This is a genomic window from Acidisarcina sp., from assembly GCA_035539175.1.
In the GTDB taxonomy this organism is placed as follows: Bacteria; Acidobacteriota; Terriglobia; order Terriglobales; family Acidobacteriaceae; genus JANXZS01.
In genome coordinates this window covers 23,275-46,972 of the sequence record DATLIY010000006.1, presented here as the reverse complement: position 1 = coordinate 46,972, position 23,698 = coordinate 23,275, and the positions used below count along the sequence as shown (strand labels likewise).

Here is a 23,698-nt window from a genome sequence, read left to right as displayed (position 1 = left end):
CAACTGCTGTTTTTCTTGAGCGGGCCGGGAATTTGCATTGACTTGAAGATTACCCAGCGTAAACTATCAGGTATTACCTAGACCCGGTTCAGGGTCGGACGGGCCGTGATCCTGGGACGTTGCTCCGCTCCCAACATCACGGCCCGTACCTGTGTCTGCGGCCACCCGGAAGCGGCGATATCTGGAGAGCAGTGAAGCCGGCCCAGCCAGCGATAAATGCACGTTGTTGCCTTCAAAACGGCGCTGGTGAAGCACGGTTCCACCTTCCAGTGCGGCCAGCACAGCACCCTCGTCCTGAGGAACGACGAACTCCTGACGGACAATGGGATCGGTCACCAGACTCGCGTCGATGCGGCGCAGCAGGTCCTCGATTCCCTCGCCCTTCCGCGCCGAGAGCAGCAGCCGCCCTTGCGCGCGTAGATTCTCCTGCTGTTCCGGCGGCAGCAGATCCATCTTGTTCAGCACTTCGATCCGCGGCTTGCTGAGAGCATCCAGCTCATCCAGAACCTTCTCGACCTCGGCCTTCTGCTCCTCAAACACCGGGCTGGATACATCGCAGACGTGCAGCAGAACCTCGGCCTTTTGCACCTCCTCCAGCGTCGCGCGAAATGAGGTTACCAGCGTGTGCGGCAGATTCCTCAAAAAGCCAACCGTATCGGAGAGCAGGATCTTCCGCCGCGACGGCAACTGGATCGCCCGCAGCTTGGGATCGAGCGTGGCGAACATCCGCGACGACTCCAGCACCCCGGCATCCGTCAGCGCGTTGAAGAGCGTGCTTTTGCCGGCATTGGTGTAGCCCACCAGCGCCACTGTGGGAACAGGCACGGACTCCCGGCGCTCCCGCTGCAGGCTGCGCACCCGCCGCACGGACTCAAGATCGCGCCGTAACTGGACCAGACGCCGCTGAATCTTGCGGCGATCGGTCTCCAACTGGGTTTCACCGGGGCCGCGGGTGCCAATGCCGCCGCCGGTCTGAGACATGAAGAGGCCGCGACCCGTGAGCCGGGGCAGCATGTACTCCAGTTGCGCCAGCTCCACTTGTAACTGGCCCTCCCGGGTTCGCGCGTGGCGCGCAAAGATGTCGAGAATGAGCTGCGTCCGGTCCACAACCCGGCACGGCAGCGCCTCCTCCAGGTTGCGCTGCTGGGTGGGCGTCAGGTCATGGTCGAAGAGGATCAGGGTAGCGCCGCACGAAGCCGCGACGGCAGCGAGCTCCTCCACCTTGCCGCTACCGATCAGCGTGGCAGGGTCGGCTTTCTGCCGGCGCTGGGCTACCTCCGCCACGACCTCTGCGCCGGCGCTGGTCACCAGCTCGCGAAACTCGTCCAGTGCCGCCTCGGAACCCATCTCCGGCGCAGGCATCTGCATGCCTTCGCCGGGAGAGGCTGCGTTCGCCGCCTCCCGTGCCAAAGCTGCGCTCCGGGGTACACTCTTCCGGTTCTGTCCCAGATCCACGGCAACCAGCAACGCGCGGTCGGGAGAGAGACTCGTATTCTTCAGTCGATGGTCATCCACGCCAACGCCGCCTGGCAGCCATATACCCGGCTGATTAGGAACGAGGGCTTCCGGCAGCGCTCTCGGAAGGAACGCCGGACGGAGTCAACGGGCTTGCCGGGGCTACAGGCCCCGTGCTCGCGACTGGCCTGTGCTCACTATGCAGGACGGCGCGATTGCTGACGACGGTGGATATCGCGTGTTTGAAGATCAGTTGCTCCTGGCTGTTGTTCTCCAACAGAACTGAGTACTTATCAAACGAGCGGATCTTCCCTGTGAGCTTCACGCCACTCACCAGGTAGATCGTGATTGGGGTCTTATCCTTGCGGACGGTATTCAGAAACGTATCCTGAATGTTCTGTGCCGGCTTGCTTTCCATGTGCCGATCTCCTGCTGTTTCGGTTTTTAATTCGTGTGCTCACGCTTCAATGCAATAAAGCTTGTGCCAGCGCCCCTTGCTTCGGGCAGACACTCAAATGTGTTCTAACACCATAACGTTCACCGCAGTCATTATCAACTGCCCCAACCTGGTTTTCCTTCCTGTGCCACAAACGTTGTAGCCAGAAGCAGATAAAACCGCTCAACGTCAGCCTTAGTAAGATGCAGAAAGCCCCCTGTAAGATGCCGCGGGCATTTCGTCACCCTCGGGAGAATCTGGACGGTGCTAGCATCGAAAATGTGCTGCCACCCAAAGAATCCTCCGGCCACTCCTCCACCCCTGTGACTCCTTCCTCAGCCAACCCGGTTCCCGTGCTCGATTTTTCCCGGCAGTATGCCGAGATCGGGCCAGAGATGCTGGCGGCGGTGGAGAGAGTCTTTGCCACCCAGCACTACATCCTGGGCGAGCAGGTCGCCGAATTTGAGAGGCAAGCCGCCGCGACCTGCAATGCTGCGTTCGGAATCGGGTGCGCCTCGGGAACCGATGCGTTATGGCTCGCCATGGCTGCTGCGGGAATCGGCGAAGGGGATGCCGTCATCACCACGCCCTTCACCTTCTTTGCCACCGTGAGCTCGATCCTGCGCGCGGGGGCTGAGCCGGTGCTCGCCGACATCGATCCGGTAAGCTTCAACCTCAATCCTGGCCATGTGGAGACGATTCTGATCGCAGCTCGCCACCCCCGGCTGCGCGCCGTGATGCCGGTTCACCTCTATGGGCAGACGGCGGAGTGGGACCGCTTCGAAGATCTGCGCCGGCGCTTTGGCTTATTGCTGATTGAGGACGCGGCGCAGGCCTTTGGTGCGGCATGGGACGGGCGCCCAGCGGGTTCGCTGGGAGACCTGGCAGCCTTCAGTTTCTATCCCACCAAGAACCTGAGTGCCTGTGGCGACGCCGGCATGGTAACCACCTCTGACGAAAATTTTGCCCAGCGGGCGAAAATGCTGCGGGCACACGGCATGCGCCGCCGGTACTATCACGACGAAATCGGCTGGAACAGCCGTCTGGATACCATTCAGGCCGCCATCCTGCTGGTAAAGCTGGCATATGTAGAGCGATGGAACGAACGCCGCCGGCAACTCGCTGCCAACTACGATCGGCTCTTCCACGCGGCAGGAGTGGTGGACACGGGCAGGGTCTATCCCGAGCATGGCGTTGTTCTGCCCGCCTGCCATCCCCGTGCAACCCACGTCTATCACCAGTACGTCCTGCGCGTTCGCGAGCGGGACACGCTGCGGAAGTTCCTCAGCGACAAGAAAATTGGCTCCGAGATCTACTACCCGGTGCCGCTGCATCAACAGGAATGCCTGAAGTTTCTCGGGTATAAGGCGGGAGACCTGCCGGAGAGCGAGCGCGCCGCCGCCGAGGTTCTGGCCCTGCCTATGTATCCCGAGCTGCGGGAAGAGGAGCAGCAGACGGTCGTCAGCGCCATCGCCGCCTTTCTCGGGTAGAGGGTACGCCGCTACCGTGCGGCTTTGTGACTTTTCCTATGCCCCGATGGATGCCCTGGCGCATGTGCGGCGGATTTCGCCTTCTCCGCTTGCCGGGTCACCACCGGCTGCCCCGGCGGACCCACCCGCTTCACCATCACGCCATCCATCCGGAAGGTCAGCGTCTCGGTCTGGCCTGGCTTCGCGATCCCGGTTGCAGGATCCACCGCAATCTGGTCGCCCGTCGCCTGCCGGAAGCTGAAGTATGGGACGGGGCCTTGATTATCGAAGGCCTTCTTGCCGACCTCTATTGGAAGAAACCCTTGCAGGCTCCGCTGGCGATAGGCCGTCTCATAACGATGCTTCTTCGTGTTCCAGGTAAAGACCCGGACCTGATCGAAGTCGTAGGGCAGGCCGTCCTTGTAGGCGTTCAGAACGGTGACGTACTCCGGCACCATTTTGTCCGGGGTCGAGGCTTCCAGGTCCTGCACCGTGGCCAGCACATAGGAGCCTACGATCTTCTGGCCCTCGGCATATCCGGCGATCGCCTCCGGCACATCGACGTCCACGCGGCGCGCCAGCAGCCACCCGACTTTCCCCTGGCTGCTGCGAACCAGCCACCAGTCTTCCAAGGGGGGAGGAGGAGCCTCGGTAGCCGCTGTCGCTGCCTGTCCTGTCGCTGCCTGTCCTGTCGCTGACTGCCCTGGAGATGCTTGTCCTGGAGATGCTTGTCCTGCGGCCGCCGGATTTGGCGTCTTTTTCACGCCGGCCTTGGCCTCCGGACCAGCGGCTTTGCCACCCTTGTGGGGTAGCGGAGTCGCGACCGGCTTGGGAAGAGCGATCAAAGGCGACTGCGGCTTGGGCACCGAGGCGCGCACCAGCAACTGAAGCTTCTCCCCCTCCGGCAGCAGAAAGAAACGCGCCGTGTCCCGCCCCGGCGTCAAATGGGCATAAAGCTCATCGCGCAGCACTCCGGTCGCAATCACGGGATCCTTCTCATGCGAAGTCCGCAGATCCTGGAATCCCTCATAGACCGTGTCATCGATCACGGCGCGCTCTTCAATCCAGCCGATCTCGTTCTTTTCGGTCTTTACTTTGAGGAAGCGGCGTCCCCGCTCCACGATCTCCAGCCGCTGTCCATTGACCACAGGAGCAACCCGATTGGAGAGCGCTGCCACGCGGTCGCGCAGATAGGTCTGCTTCACCATGACGTAGACAATGTCGTTTTTTGGATGGCGACGGAACTTGCCACACCCTGCCAAACCGGGCAGCAGCAACAGCAGCACCAGGAGGAGGTTCGTGCTTCGAGAGCCTGCTTTGGAAAGCCTTATCTGCACTTCAGAGCCGGGGGAAGAAGAATGCAAATTCAAATCACCGCGTATTCCTTTTGAGCATAGCACCGCGCGGTCTGGAGCCTCATGAAAAGACTCTAATGACTGGCAACGATGGCGAGAGGCGTCGTAGGATCCGTGCCCGTAGTCGCGTGGGCGACCGCATTCAGTTTGCCTGCTGTCGTCTGGTCGAAATTGAATAACTGCAGGTCCGGCGATCCACCGGAGCAGACCACCGCAAGGTACCCTTTCGTGCTGTCGATCGCCATATCGACCGGGGTGCTTCCTGTGGCATACGGAGAGCCTGCAAGTGCCGTCAAGGCGCCCGAGGCCGCGACAGCAAATCCGCTGATCGTGTTGTCGCTGCGGTTCGTTACGTAGACGTTCGCCCCGGCGCTATCGACCACCACCGCGGAGGGCCCCAGGCCAGTCTGGAAGGGCGAACCAGATATCTCGGTCAAGGCTCCATCGGTCGCGATCTTCAACACTCGCAGGCCGCTGCCCACTGTTTCGCCCACGTAGAGATAGGTACCCGCCGGATTCACCGCGAGCGCCGTATCTGCGCCGCGCGAATCCTTGGGCTTCAGCAATCCACTTACAGCCGCCGCACCTGAGTTGGAGTTGAAGCTGAGGATATCCACCCCCCCGGTGCCGAGAGAGACGTAAACAATCTGATTGTTGGGGGTGATGGCAATATGGTTTGGCGAACCGGTGTCCAGCGTGACTGGAGAACTGCTGGCCGCCGTAAGCGCCCCGGTGCTGGAGTTGATCTGGAAAATAGCCAGCGACGAGATCCCCGAGAACGAATTGACAGCCGCCAGCAGCCAATTGCCGGTGGCATCTACCTTCATTGCTACCGGTGCGACGGCTGTAGCCACAGGAGCCCCGCTATTCCCCGTCAGCGATCCATCGCTGTTGACTGTGTAGACAAAGATCGGCCCATCGCTGCAACCCACGTACAGGAACTTGTTGCCCGGCGTAATCGCCAGTGCGCTGGGCAGACAGCCGACAGCATAGGGACTCTGCGGCAGCACAGCCAGCGTGCTGCCCGGAGTGGAAAAACCGGCAATCGCCGGATTCGTGTTCTGGCCGCCGGTGGCAGCGTTGGCGACATAGAGGAATGCCGTGGTGCTGGTCGTCCCGCCTCCGCCTCCGCTCCCTCCTGTGCCTCCTGGAGTGTTGATCTCCGGCACGAAGAACTTTCCGCAGCCGGAGAGCAGCAGCGCTGCTGCAAGAGCCAGCCCGGCAAGGCCCCGCATCGCACGGCCCGCAACCATCCCGTTAGGAAGCATATATTTCCTGTCCACCTCTAGAATCTATACTGCAACGGAATGCACCGACATCTCTCTTTCGCGCTGTTGTTCGTCCTACTGCCCTTGAGCGGTCTGCCGCAGCATCCCGGTCCAGATCAGCACTCAGGTCTCGATGCAAGTCTCGCAGCCCCACGGCCTGTCCTCTGCGATGCCTGCATCCAGGCCGATATGAACTTCCTGGCCTCCGACGAGCTTCACGGCAGGGGCAGCGGTACTCGCGATGAACACATCGCCGCACTCTTCGCCGCTTCGCTCTTCCAAAGCTTCGGGCTGGAGCCAGGCGGAGATGGAGGCAGCTACCTCGAGAAGGCGGCACTACCCTCCCCTTTGCCCGGGGAGGTACAGAAGACTCTGCGCTCCTATGAAAACGTTCCGCGCACAGAAACATGGAACGTCGTCGGAATCCTGCGCGGTTCTGCTGATAAGACGGAGGAGCAGGCCATTCTGCTCACGGCTCACCTCGACCACCTCGGCGTCGGTCCGGCGGTGCGGGGAGATGCCATCTACAACGGAGCGGACGATGACGCTTCCGGCACCACCGCAGTGCTGGAGCTGGCGCGATCCCTTGCCCGGCAACCGCGTCCGCGGAGAACCATCCTGTTTGTCCTCTTCGGCTCCGAGGAGCTTGGCGGCTTTGGCAACCGCTACTTCCTGGCCCATCCGCCGGTCGCTCTCGATCGCATCGTCGCCAACCTTGAGTTTGAGATGATTGGCCGGCCCGACCCGGCGATACCCCATGACAGCGTCTGGCTGACCGGCTACGACCGCAGCAACCTGGGACGTGAGTTAGCCAGGCACGGAGCCCATATTGTGAAGGATCCCCATACCAGGGAAAACTTCTTCCGCCGCTCCGATAACTATGCACTGGCCAGGAGCGGAGTGATCGCGCATACCATTTCCAGCTTCGGGCTGCATCCCGATTACCACCAGCCGAGCGACGACCTGAGCCACATCGACTTCGCGCACATGTCGGGCGTGATCTCCTCGCTGATAAAGCCGATCCAATGGCTCGCGAACACCAACTGGAAGCCCACCTGGAACATCGGCGGCAAACCATAGACTCCAGCCATTGTCATCCCACAACCACTGTCATCCCCCAGCCACTGTCATCCTGAACGAAGTGAAGGACCTGTTTCCCCCCAACCAACATTGTCATCCTGAACGAAGTGAAGGACCTGCTTTCCCCCAACCAACATTGTCATCCTGAACGAAGTGAAGGACCTGCTTTCCCACCGTTGCGTTCTGGATAATAGATGCTTCGCTTCGCTCAGGATGACAACCGTTGGATTCTGGATGACATCTCCCGCAAAACAGAAAGGCCCCGTTCGCCGGGGCCTTTGCGAAAGAGACGCCCCCTACACCGGGGACTTGTCGGTCACACGCTCGGCATCGAGCACGGCTCCGATGGCGTGCACCACGGACGCGACGCGTACCACTGCCATCACGGTCTCCTCAGTTACGCCCTTCTCGCGCACAACCTTCTCGTGGGAATCGATGCACTTGCCGCAGCCATTGATGGCGGAGACAGCCAGGCACCACAACTCGAAATCCTGGCTCTCCACTCCGTGCGTACGGATGCCGTTCATGCGCAAGCGGGCTGGCATCGTGCTGTACTTCTCATTCGAAGCGAGGTGCTGAAAGCGGTAGAAGATGTTGTTCATGCCCATGAGCGCGGCTGCGGTCTGGGCAGCGGTCAGCGCCTGCTCCGAAAGCTGCGCACGGGCCGCTTCTGTCGCCGCCTTGGTGAGCGCATCGCTGCGCGTCGCCATGGCACAGGACAGAACGGTTCCCCATAGTTGCTGCGGAGTCAGTTCCGAGTTCTGGCGTACCAGACTCGAGTAGTTCAGCTTCAGATCCTTCGCGTAATCCGGAAGGCTGTCGATCAATGGATCCAACGACTGAGAATCTAACGACATGGCATCACCTGTCTCTCTATGGAGGGAAAAGGAAAACGGGAGCGCCGTCGCCGGACAGCTCCCGTTTGCCGGATGGTTGCGGATTTAAACGTGGATCGTCTCTTCACCCTTGTGCCAGTTGCAGGGGCACAGTTCATCGGTCTGCAACGCATCGAGGACGCGCAGAACTTCGGAGGGGTTGCGGCCGACAGAACCTTCGGTGACATAGACAAAACGGATAATACCGTCGGGATCGACCAGGAAGGTGGCACGCTGCGCCACGCCGGACTTGGGGTCAAGAATGCCGAGCTGTTCGGTGATCTCGCGCTTCAGATCGGACAGCATGGGGAAGGGCAGTTCCTTCAGGTCTTCGTGGTTATTACGCCACGCCAGGTGAACATACTCGGAGTCGATGCTGCCGCCCAGAATCTGCGCGTCGCGCGCCGCGAACTCGCTGTTCAACTTGCCGAAACCGGCGATCTCCGTAGGGCACACGAACGTGAAATCCTTGGGCCAGAAAAAGTAGAGCTTCCACTTTCCCGGGTACGACTCGCTGGTGATCGTCTCGAACTCCTTACCCTTGGTGCGGCTGACGGTTGCGGTTACTTCAAAGTTAGGAAACTTCTCGCCAATTCCAAGCATGTGTAACTCCTCTTCTTCTTAAATTGAATATGGCAGTGCTGCTTTGCTTCTGCCCCGGCAGGCACTGCGCATGTTGTGACTCGGGAATCAGGACTTCTCCTGACACGCCGGGCAGCGGCCCAGCACATCGACCGCATAGCGTTCTACTAGGAAACCACTGGAGAGCAACTTCGGTTTTTGCGGCAGCCCCAGCTCCTCTTCGTCAATATCGGAGATGGACCTGCAGCCGGTACAGACCAGGTGATGATGAGGACGGCTGTTGACCTCCACCCGCAAAGAGCCGTGGTGGGGGCTGACCTCGCGAAACATACCACTCTCAATGAAGAGATGAATGTTCTTATAAACGGTTGCAAGAGAAACAGACGGGATGCGCCGCTTTACCTTCGCATAGACCTGCTCCGGGCTTGGGTGCCCGGTCATACCCTGTAAAACTTCGAACAAAATCTGCCGCTGATGCGTCGCCGTCAGGCCATGTTCGGCACATAATTCCCGGAAACGGATTGCAGCGGCACTGTTCACAAGATCTATTAAACGATAATTATTATCGTTCGTCAAGATGGCAAGGTCTGCGAAGGGAGCTGCCGCTCTCTTCCCTCACCGGGCTATTTTTTAGTTGGGTTTGGTGCGCTGAAAACGTTCGTCGATGAGCTTTCTGCCGCGGAATCCATCGCTCACGGTATGCCAATGCGTGATGCGCTGCTCCCCTTGTTTCCAGCAGAGCAGCACTACTTCATTCTCCAGCTTGCAGGGGAAATCCAGCAGCCCGTGTTCGAGATCCTTGACCTCCACTCCAATCGAATCGATCTCGGAGACGATCTCCCTGGCGCGTTGCGTTTGCTCCTCATGCGCCAGGCGCTGGCGGTTCACGGCGCGAACATCGATGTGCATGCCACCGGCGAGAAAGATCCGCTGGCTCAATTGCTGCAGTTCCCCTTCAATTTCCAGGGCGGCGCGGTGAGCCTCCATGGCGCGCTCCAGCAGCGACTCCACCACCGGCAACACCGCCTGCGCCTCTTCCAGCGTAAAAATCTTCACTGCTTAGCTCCGAATCTCCAGCATCCTGTCGAGCGCCACGCGAGCCCAGTTCTTTACATCTTCGCGCACTTTGATCTGGTTGACGACGCGCCCCTCGACCAGATTCTCCAGCGCCCATGCCAGGTGCTGCGGTGAGATGCGATACATCGTCGTGCACAGGCACCCGGTGTCGTCCAGCGTGATCACGCGTTTGTTCTGCGCGGCAAAGCGTTGCGCCATGCGGTTGACGAGATGGATCTCGGTACCCACGGCAAACATGGTTCCCTCGGGCGCATCGTTCACCAGCTTGATCAGCCGCTCGGTGGAGCCGAGCGCGTCGGCCTTCTGGCAGACCTCCCAGCGGCACTCGGGATGCACGATCACCTGAATCCCCGGATAGCGGGCACGCACCGCGTCCACATGATCCGGCAGAAAGCGCTGATGCACCGAGCAGTGGCCCTTCCACAGGATCACCTTTGCTGCTCGCAGACGCTCCGGGGTCACTCCGCCGTGAAGCTGGTAGGGATCCCATACGACCATCTCGTCCAGGGGAATCCCCATGGCCCATGCGGTATTGCGGCCAAGGTGCTGGTCGGGCAGAAAGAGAATCTTCTCTCCCCGTGCCAGGGCCCAGCGAAAGGCTCCCTGGGCATTGGAAGAGGTACACACCAGCCCGCCACGCTCGCCACAGAAGGCCTTAATGGAGGCCGCCGAGTTCATGTACGTGAGCGGCACCATCGTCGCAGTCAGCCCAAGGCGCTCGAGCGACTCCCAGCAATCCTCCACCTGGCTGATGTCGGCCATGTCGGCCATGGAGCATCCCGCATTCAGGTCAGGCAGGATAACCTGCTGCCCCTCGCGGCCCAGCACATCGGCGCTCTCCGCCATAAAATGCACGCCGCAGAAGACGATATAGCGCGCATCGGTTTCGGCTGCAATCTTCGAAAGCTTATAGGAGTCGCCGGTAAAGTCCGCGAAACGAATGACCTCATCGCGTTGATAGTGGTGGCCGAGCAGCACAGTGGTCGTGCCAAGGCGTGCCCGTGCGGCCGCGATGCGGTCGTCCATGGAGTGGTCGGGGAGCGTGAGATAGTGTTCGAGCGAGCATTGTTCACCCGCCGTATTCTCGCGCGCTGGTGCGGTTAAAACTTCCGTCAATACGCTCAAAATACCCGCCTTCAGTCCCGCTCAAATCTGCCGCAGGACGGGGATGTTGAAAGCAAATGCAAGGCTGCAGTGGATTCGCTGCGCTGAAACGGAGAGCGCCCAGCCCACGGGGATGTTGCAACCCTGTAACATTAGATGTGCGCCTCATAACGGAGTCGCAGAAATTCCGGCGAATCTGTAAGGAGCAGATCTTTTCCTATTTTAATACAGACGTAACAGGCCCAGAAACGCTATCTCCCCAGCCGCACGGTGTTGCGGTAATTCTGGTCGGGCGAGAGGGTGGGTTCACCCAGTTTGTGGGCATTTACGAATCGCAGGTATCATGGTGACCAATGCATTTCATGGACTCCATTTTTATATTTGGACTGATGCTGGTCCTCTTCGGCCCTAAAAAGCTGCCGGAAATCGCGCGCCAGGCTGGCAAGCTGATGATGGAGTTTCGCCGCGCCAGCAACGAATTCAAGATGCAGATGGAGGACGAGTTACGGGCCGCCGAACAGGCGGATCGGCAGAAGAAGATCGATGCCGAGATCCAGGCCGCCCACGCCGCTTCCGCTGGCTCTCTTACCGACGGAACTACGGCCGCCACCGCAACCCCTGAGCCGGCATCTGCCGCCGGGCAGGCGACAACTGAACCGGCGACAACCGAACCGGATACAGCGCCATCCATTCTGCCGCCCTCGGTGGGAGAAACGGTGAGCAGCGAGCCTCCCAACCGCTACCGGACGGATGCCGCAGCGAACCCCGGAATCGCGAACCCTGAAGTTACGAATCCCGAAGTTGCTCCGGTAGGGCCTTCGGACACAGAAAGCGCCTCCGCAGCAGGCAATTCAGCGGAAGACTTTTACGCGCAACGCGAGGCGGAACTCCGCGCTACTGCGGAGACTACCTCTGTCTCCGTGGCAGAGTCCGTGACGCAACCCGCGGCGCAGGCCGCATCGGCAAATGGATCTGCTGTGACCGAGAAATTGCCGGGCACGGAAATGTATCCCGATACCGCCCCTATGGCAGAGAGCGAACAGGCCCCTATCCATCATGGCTGACATGATCGACCGCGCCCGCACGGCAGTGAATGAACGCGCGGAACTCCCCGGCATGAGCCTCATGGAACATCTTGAGGAGCTTCGCCGCCGCATTATCCGCTCGGCGATTTTCATCGTCCTCGCCTTCTTTATCGCCTACGCTTTTCACCAGAAGATCTTCGAATTCATGCAGAAGCCGATCGTGACCGCGTTGACCGCGCATCACCTCGATCCGCAACTGGTGTACCACAATCCGATCGATCCCTTTAACCTCTACCTCAAGATCAGCTTTGTGGGTGGGGCGATTCTCGCTGCGCCGTTTGTGCTCTACCAGGTGTGGATGTTTATCTCGCCCGGCCTCTACCAGAATGAGAAGCGCTACGTCGTGCCGTTCATGTCCGCCACGGTCGGGCTCTTTCTGGCAGGCGCCTACTTCGGCTATCGATTCGTGTATCCACATGCGCTGGAATTTCTGATTGGATACGCCGGAGACTTCAAGCCGCTCATCGAGATCAACGAATACACCGATCTGTTCATGACCGTAATCCTTGGCCTCGGCCTCACTTTCGAGCTGCCGATCCTGGTCATGTTCCTGGCCCTGTTCGGAATTGTGAGCGCGGGCTTTCTATGGAAGAACGTCCGTTACGCGATCCTCGCAATCTTTATCATCGCGGCCATCATCACACCCACGCCCGACGTGTTGACGATGTGCGTCTTCGCCGCGCCAATGGTGATTCTCTACTTCATCAGCATGGGCGTGGCGTACCTGGTTCATCCCGATCACAGAAAGAAGAAGGCAGAGCAGGCATGATCTCCATGCGCCTGATATCCCTTGCAGGCCTCCTCACATTCTCGGCGGCAACCCTCGGACTCGCGCCATCGGCAAGCGCCGCTTCTGCGCCTGCGGCACATTTCAACGGCGCTCGCGCCCTGGAGACGACGCGCCAGTTTGTCGCCATCGGTCCTCGCTGGCCCGGCAGCGAAGGCCATCGCAAGGCGGAGGCCTTTCTGAAGAAGCAGTTCGCCAAGGATGCGCTCGAGGATGACGCCTTCACCGCGAATACGCCCGTCGGCCCGATGCAGATGCACAACTTTATCGTCCGCTTCCCCGGCAAGAAGGATGGGGTGATCGTGCTGGCGACCCACTACGAAACCAACTACTGGCTGCGGGATACCGGCTTTGTTGGAGCCAACGATGGCGGCGCCACGACCGGCCTGCTGCTTGAGCTGGCCAACTACCTGCGTGGACGAAAGCTGGAAGGCTACAGTGTCTGGCTGGTTTTCTTCGATGGGGAAGAGGCAATCCGCGAGTGGTCCCGGTCGGACTCGACCTATGGCAGCCGGCATCTGGCCGCGCGTTGGCAGAACGACGGCACGCTGAAGCGGATCAAGGGCCTGTTGCTGGCGGACATGATCGGCGATCGCGACCTCAACATCTGGCGAGAATCCAACTCGACGGGGTGGCTGCTCGACCTGGTGAAGCAGGCAGCAACGAAATATCACTACCAGGGCTCTTTCTACGCGAAAGAGGGCGCGGTGGAAGACGATCATCTGCCCTTTATGCAGCGGGGCGTACCTTGCGCGGACGTGATCGATCTGGACTACGGGCCAAACAACTCCTGGCATCACACCACACAGGACACCATGGATAAGCTGAGCGCCAGAAGCCTGACCATCGTGGGCGATACGTTTCTCGAATCCATTCGGCTGCTCGACCAGCGCTAGGTTTGCGGATCGCCGGGCGGCATTCGCCTGTCCAGCTTGGAAGGAGATAGCAACTCTCGATGATCGAAGGCACGCCTGTCTCCTCCTGGATCGGCTTTCATATCGTGGTTCTTCTGCTCCTGCTGGCAGATATGTTCCTGCTTCAGGGCAAGAGCCATAAACTTCCTGCCCGCCTGGCCTGGGGATGGACGATATTTCTGGCGGTTTTCGCCGGAGCTTTTGCGTTTTGGATCCTGCGCACCCAAGGCCACCAACCCGCGCTGGAATTCGTCTCCGGTTACCTGATTGAGACTTCGCTCAGCGTCGATAATCTGTTCGTCTTCCTGCTGCTCTTTCGCAGCTTCTCCCTGCGGCCCGAGGATCAGCACCGCGCCCTGCTGTGGGGCATTGGCGGCGCCATCCTTATGCGGGCGCTCTTTATCGCCGGGGGCGTCTCCCTGCTGCAGCGATTCGACTGGATCCAGTATGTCTTCGGCGGGGTGCTGCTGTTTGCCGCCCTTCGTTTGCTGCGCCACCCGGCAGAGGCCGCCGATCCCTCCAGCCCGGAGGCGCGACCCGCCTGGATCCGCTGGATCGAGTCACGCAGCGCGTCTCAGGGAAGCCGCCCTGGCCTGCGCACCTTTCTGCTGATTGTTCTCGCCGTCGAGATCTCCGACCTGATCTTCGCGCTCGATTCCATTCCAGCCGTGCTTGCGGTGACACGGCGGCCATTCATCGCCTACACCTCGAATATCTTTGCGATCCTGGGCCTGCGCTCGCTCTTCTTCGCGGTCTCCGGCTTCCTCGATCGATTCCGGTTGCTACATTACGGATTGGCGGCGATTCTCGCCTTTGTCGCTCTTAAGATGCTGGCGGCGCATTGGATTTCGATTCCGGTGACCGTCTCGCTCGGCGTGATTCTCGCGATTCTTGCGGTCGCCGCCACACTGTCCCTCGTCATCCCGGCAAAGCGCAAAGCCGTCTCCCGCTGATAGCCTGCGGAAGCCTGCCTCTACACAAATTTCACTGGATCCTTGCCGCGAAGAACCGAGTGCTTTTGGAACCGGGCATCGTCCCGCTGCGGAAAGTCGTTGCGGAAGTGTGCGCCCCGGCTCTCTTCCCGCGCCAGCGCCGAGCGAACAATCAGCGAGCCCACGGTTTGCAGATTGCGCAATTCAATCATGGCCCGGGTATCCACGGACTGGTTGCGCTGCGTATCGAATTGCGGGATTGCGCGCGCGACCTCGCGTAGATTTTCCGCGGCACTCTCCAGTCCCTTGGCATCGCGCAGCAACCCAGCCTTTTCCCACATGGTGTGCTGAATGGTTGTCACCAGATCCGCAGCCGAAGAGGAAGAAGATAGAGCAGACGGCCGCCCAGACGAGGCTGCGGAAGCAGGCTCCGGCAGCGTCGTGATGCTTCCCGAGAGAGAGGTCTCCTCGCGCATCTGCGCCGCAGCGCGAGCGCCAAAGACCAGCCCTTCAAGCAAGGAGTTACTCGCCAGCCGGTTCGCTCCGTGTACTCCTGTGCAGGCCACCTCTCCGGCAGCATAGAGCCGCTTCAGCGAAGTCCTGCCATGCACATCCGTTTTCACGCCGCCCATCAGGTAATGAGCCGCGGGGCGCACAGGGATCAGGTCGCGTCCCAGGTCCAGTCCCTGCTCGCGCAGAAATGCAGTGATCCCAGGAAAGCGTTGCTGCAGATTCAGGCCCGTGACGTGGCGCATATCCAGGTAGACGGGCAGGGTTTCGCCCGGATGCGCTCCCATTCCCTCGCGCGTAATCGCTCGCGCCACAACATCTCGCGGAGCCAGCTCGAGCAGCGGATGATAGCGCTCCATGAAGCGCTCCATTTTGGAGTTGCGCAGCCACGCACCCTCGCCGCGCAGCGCTTCACTCAGCAGGAAGCGCGGTACTCCGGGCAGGCTCAACGCTGTGGGGTGGAATTGGTAGAACTCCATGTCGGCAATCTCGGCGCCGGCACGCCAGGCCATGGCAATTCCATCGCCCGTCGCTACCGGAGGATTCGTCGTATCGCTGTAGACCTGACCGGCGCCGCCGCTGGCCAGCAGCACCGCGCGCGCACGCACCGCCTGGCGTTCCCCCTCACGCGTCACCAGCACCAGACCCACGACAGTATCGCCGTCAACGATCAGATCTTCGCAGGCTCTCCACTCGGCCAAGGTAATGTTGGGAATGGTGCGAGCGTGCTGCAACAGGGAGCGGCCAATCTCCGCGCCGGTCGCATCTCCATTGGCGTGAAGAATTCTCGAGCGGCTGTGCGCGCCTTCGCGAGTCAGCATGAGCTTGCCGCCTTCGCGGTCAAAGCGTGTTCCCCACTGCAGCAGCTCTTCTACCCGCAGAGGACCTTCCTCCACCAGCACGGACGCAGCTTCCTGGTTCACCAGGCCATCCCCGGCCCGGGTCGTGTCGTCCAGATGCAGGTGGATATCCTCTTCCCCACCCAGAGCGACTGCGATTCCACCTTGCGCATAGTTGGTGTTCGACTCTCCCAACTGCTCCTTGGTGACGACCAGCACGCGGCCAACTCCAGCAAGTTCAATAGCCGCGCGCAGCCCTGCGATTCCAGCTCCTACAATAAGAAAATCTGTCTCCAACGTACTGTCCATCCTTCGAGGCTATCAGAATCGCATGGGCCCTCAGCCCGCTTGCGATCAATGAATCAGCAGAACCGACGCGGCGCAAATCACACCTGCCAGTCCACAGATCCAGCCGAAATACATGAAGAGCTGCTTGCGCGTCAGCAAGGTAATGGAAGTAATCACCAGCGCAATCTCCAGCAGCGCCTCGCCCAGGTCGTAGCGGCTGGCGCGTCTCTCGATCAGCCCTACCTCATCCTGAAGTTCCGTGGCTTTCTTCTGCTCTTCGGCCAGATCTTCGTTCCACTTTTCCTGGTGCGCCTTGTAGCTCTCCGCCAGCTTTTTTGCGGCGGCTTCATCGCGCAGCGCCATGGCGGAGAGCAGATCCGTGGCAAGTGCAGTGTCCGTCTGGCGAATCTTCTTCGCCTGGTAAAGGTTCCACTCGTCGGTCGACCGGTTCTGCACCAGCACCGCCTCGGTGTGAGTGCGATGGCCAAGGACCGTGGTCAGCGCAACCAGAATCGCGAGAAAACTCATCGTGAAGGTAGCGGGACGCAGGGAGGCATCGTGGCCCGCATGCTCGCCGTGTTCTTTAAGCTCCATCGCTTCGTTCGCTTCCATGGTGTCGGACCTCCTTTCGAGAAATGCCTGCCGATTGCAGAAAACAGCGCTGCCCCGGCAGATGTTTTACTGGCCGCTGGCTTGCGGATTCTCGCGCCAGCTACTTTCGCTTCCAGCGAACTCCGTCCTTTGAGTCTTCGAGTACGATTCCCTTCTCGCTCAGCTCCTTGCGAATCGCGTCGCCCCGTGCAAAATTGCGGGTGCGCCGCGCCTCGTTCCGCTCTGCGATCAGCGCTTCAATCTCGGAGTCGCTGAGCGATGCCTGCACCAGCACAGACTCTGCAACCTGCTCCATGCGGCCTTCACGCTCTGCCCACTGCAGAGCCCCGCGGGTAAGATTGGCGTCCCGATCCTGCAGTACGGCAAACACCGCGTCAAACTTGTGAAGCGCATCGAGCATCTGCCTGGCATTCTCCGCCAGCAGCGAGCCGGAATCGGCAGCAACGTTGCCAATCCGCACCAGATCGAAGATCGCCGCCAGCGCCTCGGCGGTGTTCAGGTCATTTTCCAGTGCGGCCATAAAGGCGTCGCTCGCCTTGCCCGTCTGCGCCGCCAGTTCGGCGTTCTGTCCCTCGGGGAATTTGCCCGTCGACACACGCTGGTAAAACGTGCGCAGCCGCTCGACGGAGCTGGTCGCATCCTGCAGCCCGTCGAAGGTGAAATTGAGCTGGTGCCGGTAGGGATTGGAGATCAGCAGCAGGCGGATCGCCGACGACTTGTAGCCCTTCAACAACAGGTCGCGCAGGGTATAGAAATTGCCCTCCGACTTCGACATCTTCTTGCCTTCCACCAGCAGGAAGCGAACATGCATCCAGTGGCGGGAAAATGTCTTGTGGGTGGCGCCCTCCGACTGCGCGATCTCGTTCTCGTGGTGGGGAAACATCAGGTCCTCGCCACCCGCATGCAGGTCAAAGCTCTCGCCGAGATACTTCATCGCCATGGCGGAGCACTCAATATGCCAGCCCGGCCTTCCCGGCCCGAGTTCGGTGTTCCAGTGAAATTCTCCTGGCTTGGGCGCCTTCCACAGGGCAAAGTCGCGGGCGGAATCCTTGTCGTACTCGTCCAGATCGACGCGCGCACCGTCGCTGATGCCGCCAAAGTCCTTCTTCGACAGCTTGCCGTATTCCGGATCGCCGGCGATTCGGAAGTACCACGATCCGTCCTCCGCCTTATACGCGAGATCCTGTGCCGCCAGCCGCTGGATAAGGGCGACCATCTCGGGTATGCACTCGGTGGCGTGCGACATCACTTCAGGCCGCTCTACGGCCAGTGCATCGAGATCTTCAAAGAATGCCTTCTCGAAGCGGGGCGTATATTCCGCGATGGACAGATTCGCCGCAGCGGCATTGCGGATAATCTTGTCGTCCACGTCGGTGATGTTCATAACGTGGCGAACCGCAACCCCCTGCAACTTGAGAAAGCGTCGCAGGACGTCAACCTGCACAAAGGTGCGAAAGTTCCCGATATGGCCATAGTCATAGACCGTGGGGCCGCAGGCGTACATGCGGAGCGTCTTGCCATCGCCGGGATACAGCTCTTCGATCTGGCTGGACAGCGTGTTAAAAAGGCGAATCGTCATTGCGGGCAGCGTTCTTTTTAGGAGCGGCTAAGTAGCCACGCCATTGGATTTAAGCCAAACGCGATTTTATCAGCCCAGCGGGGATTGACCGGGAACGACGCCTCTTTCCCCCGCCTTACCGCCCCAGTGCAAGCGACGGATCTGCCGAAAGATTGGCCGGGGCGAGATCGCCCGCGAGCAACTTGGGCCACGCCGCCGCTGCAATCATGGCAGCGTTGTCGGTGGAGAGCGCCAGCGAGGGAAAGGCAATCGGCAAGCCGCGTTTCGCGGCCTCGGCTGTAAACCGGGTGCGCAGCTCACGGTTCGCCGCCACTCCACCCGAGACCAGAATGGAGTGCGCGCCGAGCTCTTCGGCTGCGCGGAACGTCTTCCGCTTCAGATCCCCCACCACGGCCCTCTGGAAAGAAGCGATCAGGTCCAGCGTTGGGGCATCACAGAGGGCAAGAACATCGCTCAGCTTGGGATGCTCGATTGCCGCGAGAGCACGATGCCGCACATCGATCGAAGGCTGCATGCCATGGACCTGAACATAGTGCAGGACGGCGGTTTTGATCCCGCTGAAAGAGAAGAGGAAGCGGGGCAGCGCGGCACGCTGTCCGGGGCGGTGAGCCTTCGCCTTCACCTGCGAGAAAGAGAACGGAACCGCGCTGGAGTTGCCATGCGGCGCCAGACCGTCGATCCACGGACCGCCGGGATAGCCCAGCCCCAGCAGCTTGGCCACCTTGTCAAACGCCTCCCCGGCTGCGTCGTCTACGGTACGGCCAACATTGTGGTAGGTCCAGCCTCCGTCGCGGGAGGAGCCCTGCTGGCGGGTGAGGTAAAGATGCGTGTGCCCACCGGAAACGACCAGCGCCAGCGCCGGCAGCGGCATCGGCTCCTGCGTCGCAGAGAGCTGACGCTGCTCCAGCAATACCGCGTGGATGTGCCCCTCGATATGGTTGACGGCAACCAGCGGCTTGCCCGTGGCATAGGCCAGGGCCTTGGCATAGCTGATGCCCACCAGCAGCGCGCCCGCCAGCCCCGGGCCGGAGGTCACGGCGATGGCATCCAGATCGCTGAACCTGCAGCCTGCTTTTTCCAGGGCCGCGCGAACCACCGGCACAACGTTGCGCAGGTGCTCGCGGGAGGCCAGCTCCGGCACCACTCCGCCATAGGGCGAGTGGATGGGAATCTGCGATGCCACCACGCTCGAGAGCGTGCGCGAGCCGCGTTCCACCACGGCAGCCGCGGTTTCATCGCAGGAGCTTTCTACGGCGAGGATCAAGCCGCCATGGGTAGACCTGTCCTGTGTCGATGGGTCTTCGGCCAAAGCTGACCCGGCATGTGAAGAATGCGTCACACTTCTATAGTAGTGGAGAGGGATCGATGGCAGGCAACGGAGCGGGCAACGGGGCAGGCAAGCGCGCGGAGCAGGCAGCCTACGAGGTTGTGGCCAAGCTGCGCTCCGCGGGCTATCAGGCCTACTATGCCGGCGGGTGTGTCCGGGACCTGCTGCTTGGCCAGGAGCCGGCAGACTTCGACGTTGCCACCGATGCGCAGCCAGAGATTGTGCTGGACATGTTTCCCCGAACCTTCGCCGTGGGAGCGCACTTCGGCGTGGTGCTGGTTGCGGCAGAAGAGAGCGGGCGCGAAATCGTAACCGAAGTAGCTACATTTCGCAGCGACGGCGCCTACTCCGACGGCCGGCGCCCGGATCAAGTAAGTTTTTCCGCCAGCGCGGAGGCCGATGTCCAGCGGCGCGACTTCACCATCAACGGCATGCTGCTGGATCCGCTGCGGCTGGCCCACCCGCTGGATACGGTAAAGCCGGGTGAGATGGCCAGTGCCGTGCTCGACTTCGTTGGCGGCCGAGAGGACCTGGCCCTCCGCCTGGTGCGCGCCATCGGCAATCCGCACACGCGCTTTACCGAGGACAAGCTGCGCATGCTGCGTGCCGTGCGCTTTGCCGCGCGCTTCGGTTTTGACATCGAAGCCGGCACCATGGCAGCCATCCGCGAACAGGCTGCCGAAATTGTGCAGGTCAGCCGGGAGAGAATCCGCGACGAGTTGACGCGCATGCTGACCGAGGGCCATGCTCGCCGGGCCTTTGAACTGCTCAACAGTACCGCCCTGCTGCAGTGGGTTCTGCCGGAGATCGTCCGCATGCATGGAGTGGAGCAGCCACCGCAATTCCACCCCGAGGGCGACGTCTGGATCCATACTCTACTGCTGCTGGAGAAGCTGGAGGCCGGATGCACGCCAACCCTGGCCTGGGGAGCGCTGCTGCACGACGTGGGTAAGCCGGCCACCTTCCGGCGCGCTCCGGATCGCATCCGCTTCGATGGTCATGTCGAGGTGGGAGTGAAGATCGCCGAGGACATCTGCCGGCGGCTTCGCTTCTCCAACGAAGACACGGCGCAGATTGTCGCACTGGTGGCGAATCACATGCGCTTTGGCGATGTGGAGAAAATGAAGGACTCCACCCTGAAGCGCTTCTTCCGGCTGCCGCGATTCGAAGAGCACCTTGCGCTCCATCGCCTCGATTGCCTATCGAGCCACGGTGGCCTGCAACTCTACGACTATGCCCGGCAACGCTATGCGTCGATGCCCTCCGAGGCCGTGCGCCCCAGGCTGCTGGTGACAGGACGCGAACTGATCGCCGCAGGCTATCGCCCCGGAGAGTCCTTCAAAGAGATGCTGCGCATGGCGGAGGATGCCCAGCTCGAAGGCCGCATCCACACCCCGGAAGAGGGGCTGGAACTGGTGCGGCAGCACTTTCCGCAGAGTCCTACCGCGGGGAGATCACCTTCCTTGCCGCGCCAGTCTTCGTGATCCACGCCACGATCGTGTCGGCTACCTCCGGCGACATGTGCGCGGGCTGGGCATACTCGGCTCCCGTCGATTCTCCGCTCACAGAAAAGAACAGATGGTTCAATCCCGCCAGCTCCCGGGATTCACTGCCGGGTGCCATAGCCGCGGCAGAGAGTAGCTTGTAATCCTCCTGCGTGATCTGAATGTCCTTTTCTCCGCGCAGAACAAGCGTTGGCAGCCCTAGACGGGCGAGGAGAGGCGCTGGATTGCGCGCCATCCAGTCGCGCCAGTAACTCACCGGCATGGAGCCTCCAATCACGCGAATCGTTTCCTTGTCTGGGGTCTTGGGGTCGCGAATCTTGTCGAACGCAGCCTGCACGGTCGCCAGATCCGCGTCTGTCTTCGCCTGAGTCTGCCCGGCCCGATGCTCCTGGAATGCGATCTGGCGCAGAATTGTCGTATCCACCGGAGTTCCCTCGGCCGCCAGCAGCACGATTCCACGAACCGAACCCGGCTGAGCCGCCAGCCTCTGCTCCACGATGTAGGGAGCCATCTGGCCACCCAGAGAATGTCCGGCCAGGAAGATTTGCGCCGGGTCCACCCCAGGCTGGCTGGAGGCATAGGCCAGCGCCGCAACCGCGTCGAGCGTCACCTCATGATCCAGGTCAGGATGCTTCATCCAATCCGCAGCGTTGAAGTAGGTGCGCTTGTCGAAGCGCAGGCTGGCAACTCCGCGCTGCGCCAGGTCCCATGCAAGATCGCGCATCGGCTTGTTCGGCCCGAGCGTTTCGTCCCGATCCCGCGGGCCGGATCCGCCCACCAGCACCACCATTGGGACCGGCTTCCCTGCCGTTGCAGGTAGGGTCACGGTGCCCGGAATGCTGAGCTCCCCGCTGGGAAAGTTGACCGGGTGCTCGGCAACTCCGGCGGGAGGCTTTGCCTCGCTGGGCGGAGCCGGAATTCCGCCTTCCATCGCGAATCCATCCCGCAGCATTGCAAAGCCCTGCGTGGGAACCACCTGCGCAAAGAACTGGCCATCCGCGGAGAAATAGAGATCTGATGAAATCGAGCCAATCGTGAGCACATCGTGCTTGACCATGGCCGGTGAGCCACCGATCGCCGCCTTGGAGTCAGGCTTTGCCTCCAGGTGCGCCGGGGCCAGCAGTCCGGCCTGACGCGGGATCAAAACCCATAGCGCCCCCACCGGCATACGCACCAGGACTGCGAGTGTAGAAGGATCGAAATCCGGCATAAACACGGTGTGCGGATGACGGTCCAGCGTGTTCGGCGTCAGTTGCCGGTCCGCCGAGACGGAGAGAGAGAACTTATCCCCATCGGGCTTCACGCTGACTGCGATCTTGCTCTCGCCTACATTTCCGCTGAACTCCGTGGAGGCAATCTCCAGCGAGGCGTCGAGCGCCTGCCGGTCGTCCAGCGACAGCGCGGTGTTGTTGATCTTCACATCCGCGTGCGACGCCAGAGAAACGCCTCCGGCCGCAAGGCTCTGCACCGTATAGCCGGCCTTGCCAATTACCTTTCCCTGGAAGTACAGGGTGTAATTCGATGAGCCCGGAGGAAGCGCCTGCTGGGAGTAAAGCGGTATTGTGCAAAAAAGTGCAGCCGTCGCCAGGCCGCAAATGGCAGATTGCGAGAGTCGCATTTCAATCCTCTATTTCCCTGTCCTCGATGGAACCTGCCAGTTTACACACAAAAAGAAGCAGCTCCAGGATTGGACGCCCTGGAGCTGCTTTGTCTTTGCGGGTACCGAACGCGCGATCTATAAGCGCGGTCTACGATTGCGCCTTTTGGAGACGCTTGTTGATCTCGTCCCAGTTCACCGTGTTCCACCAGGCGGCGAGGTAATCGGCGCGGCGGTTCTGATACTTCAAATAGTAGGCATGCTCCCACACGTCGTTGCCCAGAACCGGGTAGAGACCGTTCGAAAGCGGGCTGTCCTGGTTTGGCGTGGTAACGATCTTCAGCTTTCCGCCCTCAAATACCAGCCAGCCCCATCCGGAACCGAACTGCTTGGCGGTCGTCTCATTGAACTGCTTCTTGAAGTCTTCAAAAGCGCCAAAGTCCTTCTTGATCTGGTCGGCAATCTTGCCGGTCGGGTCACCGCCGCCCTTCGGCTTCATCAGCGCCCAGAACATGGTGTGGTTCACATGGCCGCCACCATTGTTGCGGACTGCGGTCCGAATGTCCTCCGGTATGGCGGAAAGATTCTTCAATAGGTCTTCAGCAGTCTTGCTCGCCAGTTCGGGATGCTTTTCGATGGCCGCATTCAGGTTGGTCACATACGTCTGGTGATGCTTGTCGTGGTGCAACTTCATGGTTGCTTCGTCAATGTAGGGCTCAAGAGCGGCGTAGTCGTAGGGAAGGGGTGCTAGTTCGTAGGCCAAATCAATCCTCCTGGCAGCGTTTCCGTTTGCCTGTTGTGCTGAGTAAATTGCGCAGAGGTGACTGAGGGCATAGCCCTTTTGACACTCCACATACGATGGTATGGATGCAGAAGCGGGCTCCGGGGTGCAGTTTTCTTATCAAGCCCGCGATGAAAGTCTGGATAAATAAAATTTGGTTAGAATCGTACGCGGCAGCCGGAGAGCGAAATCGAGTTTTTCCCTTACACTGGGAGAGAGACGCCCTTCCGGGTATCCGTTC

The 23,698-nt window shown here is 60.7% G+C and carries 22 protein-coding genes; 7 read left to right on the top strand and 15 right to left on the bottom strand.

Features of this window, described 5'->3' with window-relative positions; translation table 11 throughout:
* Window positions 1-66 precede the first annotated feature (66 nt).
* Both hflX and hfq read right to left on the bottom strand, forming a co-directional pair.
* Window positions 67-1,515: a GTPase HflX gene (gene hflX, locus VM554_02030; protein HVJ07137.1), complete on the bottom strand. Its 1,449-nt coding sequence runs from the start codon at window positions 1,513-1,515 to the stop codon at window positions 67-69.
* 34 nt (window positions 1,516-1,549) lie between these two features.
* Complete coding sequence (gene hfq / locus VM554_02025) at window positions 1,550-1,873, bottom strand: RNA chaperone Hfq (GenBank protein HVJ07136.1); 324 nt, start codon at window positions 1,871-1,873, stop codon at window positions 1,550-1,552.
* Between the two features lie 242 nt (window positions 1,874-2,115).
* Here hfq and VM554_02020 point away from each other — a divergent pair, with 242 nt between their 5' ends.
* Window positions 2,116-3,381, top strand: a complete 1,266-nt coding sequence (locus VM554_02020) for a DegT/DnrJ/EryC1/StrS family aminotransferase (protein ID HVJ07135.1) — start codon at window positions 2,116-2,118, stop codon at window positions 3,379-3,381.
* Window positions 3,382-3,392: 11 nt separating this feature from the next.
* On the opposite strand, the gene VM554_02015 is transcribed toward VM554_02020, so the two are convergent.
* Both VM554_02015 and VM554_02010 read right to left on the bottom strand, forming a co-directional pair.
* The gene (locus tag VM554_02015; GenBank protein HVJ07134.1) at window positions 3,393-4,730 is read right to left on the bottom strand and encodes a hypothetical protein; all 1,338 of its coding nucleotides are present in this window, start codon (window positions 4,728-4,730) and stop codon (window positions 3,393-3,395) included.
* A gap of 59 nt (window positions 4,731-4,789) precedes the next feature.
* The gene (locus VM554_02010) at window positions 4,790-5,983 is read right to left on the bottom strand and encodes a beta-propeller fold lactonase family protein (GenBank protein ID HVJ07133.1); all 1,194 of its coding nucleotides are present in this window, start codon (window positions 5,981-5,983) and stop codon (window positions 4,790-4,792) included.
* 39 nt (window positions 5,984-6,022) lie between these two features.
* Here VM554_02010 and VM554_02005 point away from each other — a divergent pair, with 39 nt between their 5' ends.
* Window positions 6,023-7,063 (top strand): M20/M25/M40 family metallo-hydrolase, encoded by a 1,041-nt coding sequence (locus VM554_02005; protein ID HVJ07132.1) that lies wholly within the window; start codon window positions 6,023-6,025, stop codon window positions 7,061-7,063.
* Window positions 7,064-7,359: 296 nt separating this feature from the next.
* Here the strand turns inward: VM554_02005 and VM554_02000 are convergent, their stop codons facing one another.
* The 5 genes from VM554_02000 to nadA all read right to left on the bottom strand — a co-directional run bounded on the left by VM554_02000 (window position 7,360) and on the right by nadA (window position 10,722).
* Window positions 7,360-7,920, bottom strand: coding sequence for a carboxymuconolactone decarboxylase family protein (locus VM554_02000; protein HVJ07131.1), 561 nt, complete (start codon window positions 7,918-7,920; stop codon window positions 7,360-7,362).
* Between the two features lie 84 nt (window positions 7,921-8,004).
* Window positions 8,005-8,541, bottom strand: coding sequence for a peroxiredoxin (locus tag VM554_01995; GenBank protein ID HVJ07130.1), 537 nt, complete (start codon window positions 8,539-8,541; stop codon window positions 8,005-8,007).
* A gap of 87 nt (window positions 8,542-8,628) precedes the next feature.
* A complete protein-coding gene (locus VM554_01990; protein HVJ07129.1) occupies window positions 8,629-9,096 on the bottom strand; it encodes a transcriptional repressor in 468 nt (155 codons plus the stop codon).
* A 54-nt stretch (window positions 9,097-9,150) separates the two neighbouring features.
* Window positions 9,151-9,576 (bottom strand): DUF2203 domain-containing protein, encoded by a 426-nt coding sequence (locus VM554_01985; GenBank protein ID HVJ07128.1) that lies wholly within the window; start codon window positions 9,574-9,576, stop codon window positions 9,151-9,153.
* 3 nt (window positions 9,577-9,579) lie between these two features.
* A complete protein-coding gene (gene nadA / locus VM554_01980; GenBank protein ID HVJ07127.1) occupies window positions 9,580-10,722 on the bottom strand; it encodes a quinolinate synthase NadA in 1,143 nt (380 codons plus the stop codon).
* A gap of 341 nt (window positions 10,723-11,063) precedes the next feature.
* On the opposite strand from nadA, the gene VM554_01975 reads away from it, so the two are divergent.
* The 4 genes from VM554_01975 to VM554_01960 are packed head-to-tail and all read left to right on the top strand — an operon-like array spanning window position 11,064 to window position 14,440.
* Entirely contained in the window at window positions 11,064-11,765 is a 702-nt protein-coding gene (locus VM554_01975; protein HVJ07126.1) for a twin-arginine translocase TatA/TatE family subunit, read from the top strand.
* Window positions 11,758-12,555: a twin-arginine translocase subunit TatC gene (gene tatC / locus VM554_01970; GenBank protein ID HVJ07125.1), complete on the top strand. Its 798-nt coding sequence runs from the start codon at window positions 11,758-11,760 to the stop codon at window positions 12,553-12,555. The genes VM554_01975 and tatC overlap by 8 nt, the downstream gene beginning before the upstream one ends.
* Window positions 12,556-12,560: 5 nt before the next feature.
* On the top strand, window positions 12,561-13,469 hold the full coding sequence (locus tag VM554_01965; protein HVJ07124.1) for a M28 family peptidase: 909 nt from the start codon (window positions 12,561-12,563) through the stop codon (window positions 13,467-13,469).
* A 59-nt stretch (window positions 13,470-13,528) separates the two neighbouring features.
* A complete protein-coding gene (locus VM554_01960) occupies window positions 13,529-14,440 on the top strand; it encodes a TerC/Alx family metal homeostasis membrane protein (GenBank protein HVJ07123.1) in 912 nt (303 codons plus the stop codon).
* Window positions 14,441-14,460: 20 nt separating this feature from the next.
* Here the strand turns inward: VM554_01960 and nadB are convergent, their stop codons facing one another.
* From nadB to tsaD, 4 genes are all read right to left on the bottom strand, one after another.
* On the bottom strand, window positions 14,461-16,065 hold the full coding sequence (gene nadB, locus VM554_01955; protein HVJ07122.1) for an L-aspartate oxidase: 1,605 nt from the start codon (window positions 16,063-16,065) through the stop codon (window positions 14,461-14,463).
* Window positions 16,066-16,122: 57 nt separating this feature from the next.
* Window positions 16,123-16,668, bottom strand: coding sequence for a DUF4337 domain-containing protein (locus VM554_01950; GenBank protein ID HVJ07121.1), 546 nt, complete (start codon window positions 16,666-16,668; stop codon window positions 16,123-16,125).
* Window positions 16,669-16,768: 100 nt separating this feature from the next.
* Window positions 16,769-18,247 (bottom strand): cysteine--tRNA ligase, encoded by a 1,479-nt coding sequence (gene cysS, locus VM554_01945; protein ID HVJ07120.1) that lies wholly within the window; start codon window positions 18,245-18,247, stop codon window positions 16,769-16,771.
* A gap of 115 nt (window positions 18,248-18,362) precedes the next feature.
* Entirely contained in the window at window positions 18,363-19,586 is a 1,224-nt protein-coding gene (gene tsaD, locus VM554_01940; GenBank protein HVJ07119.1) for a tRNA (adenosine(37)-N6)-threonylcarbamoyltransferase complex transferase subunit TsaD, read from the bottom strand.
* A 26-nt stretch (window positions 19,587-19,612) separates the two neighbouring features.
* Between tsaD and VM554_01935 the strand changes: the two genes are divergently transcribed.
* Window positions 19,613-21,058, top strand: a complete 1,446-nt coding sequence (locus tag VM554_01935) for a CCA tRNA nucleotidyltransferase (GenBank protein HVJ07118.1) — start codon at window positions 19,613-19,615, stop codon at window positions 21,056-21,058.
* Here VM554_01935 and VM554_01930 read toward each other — a convergent pair.
* Complete coding sequence (locus VM554_01930; protein HVJ07117.1) at window positions 21,015-22,697, bottom strand: alpha/beta hydrolase; 1,683 nt, start codon at window positions 22,695-22,697, stop codon at window positions 21,015-21,017. The two genes, VM554_01935 and VM554_01930, sit on opposite strands and share 44 nt — an antisense overlap.
* Window positions 22,698-22,827: 130 nt before the next feature.
* The gene (locus VM554_01925) at window positions 22,828-23,439 is read right to left on the bottom strand and encodes a superoxide dismutase (GenBank protein HVJ07116.1); all 612 of its coding nucleotides are present in this window, start codon (window positions 23,437-23,439) and stop codon (window positions 22,828-22,830) included.
* Between the last annotated feature and the right edge of the window lie 259 nt (window positions 23,440-23,698).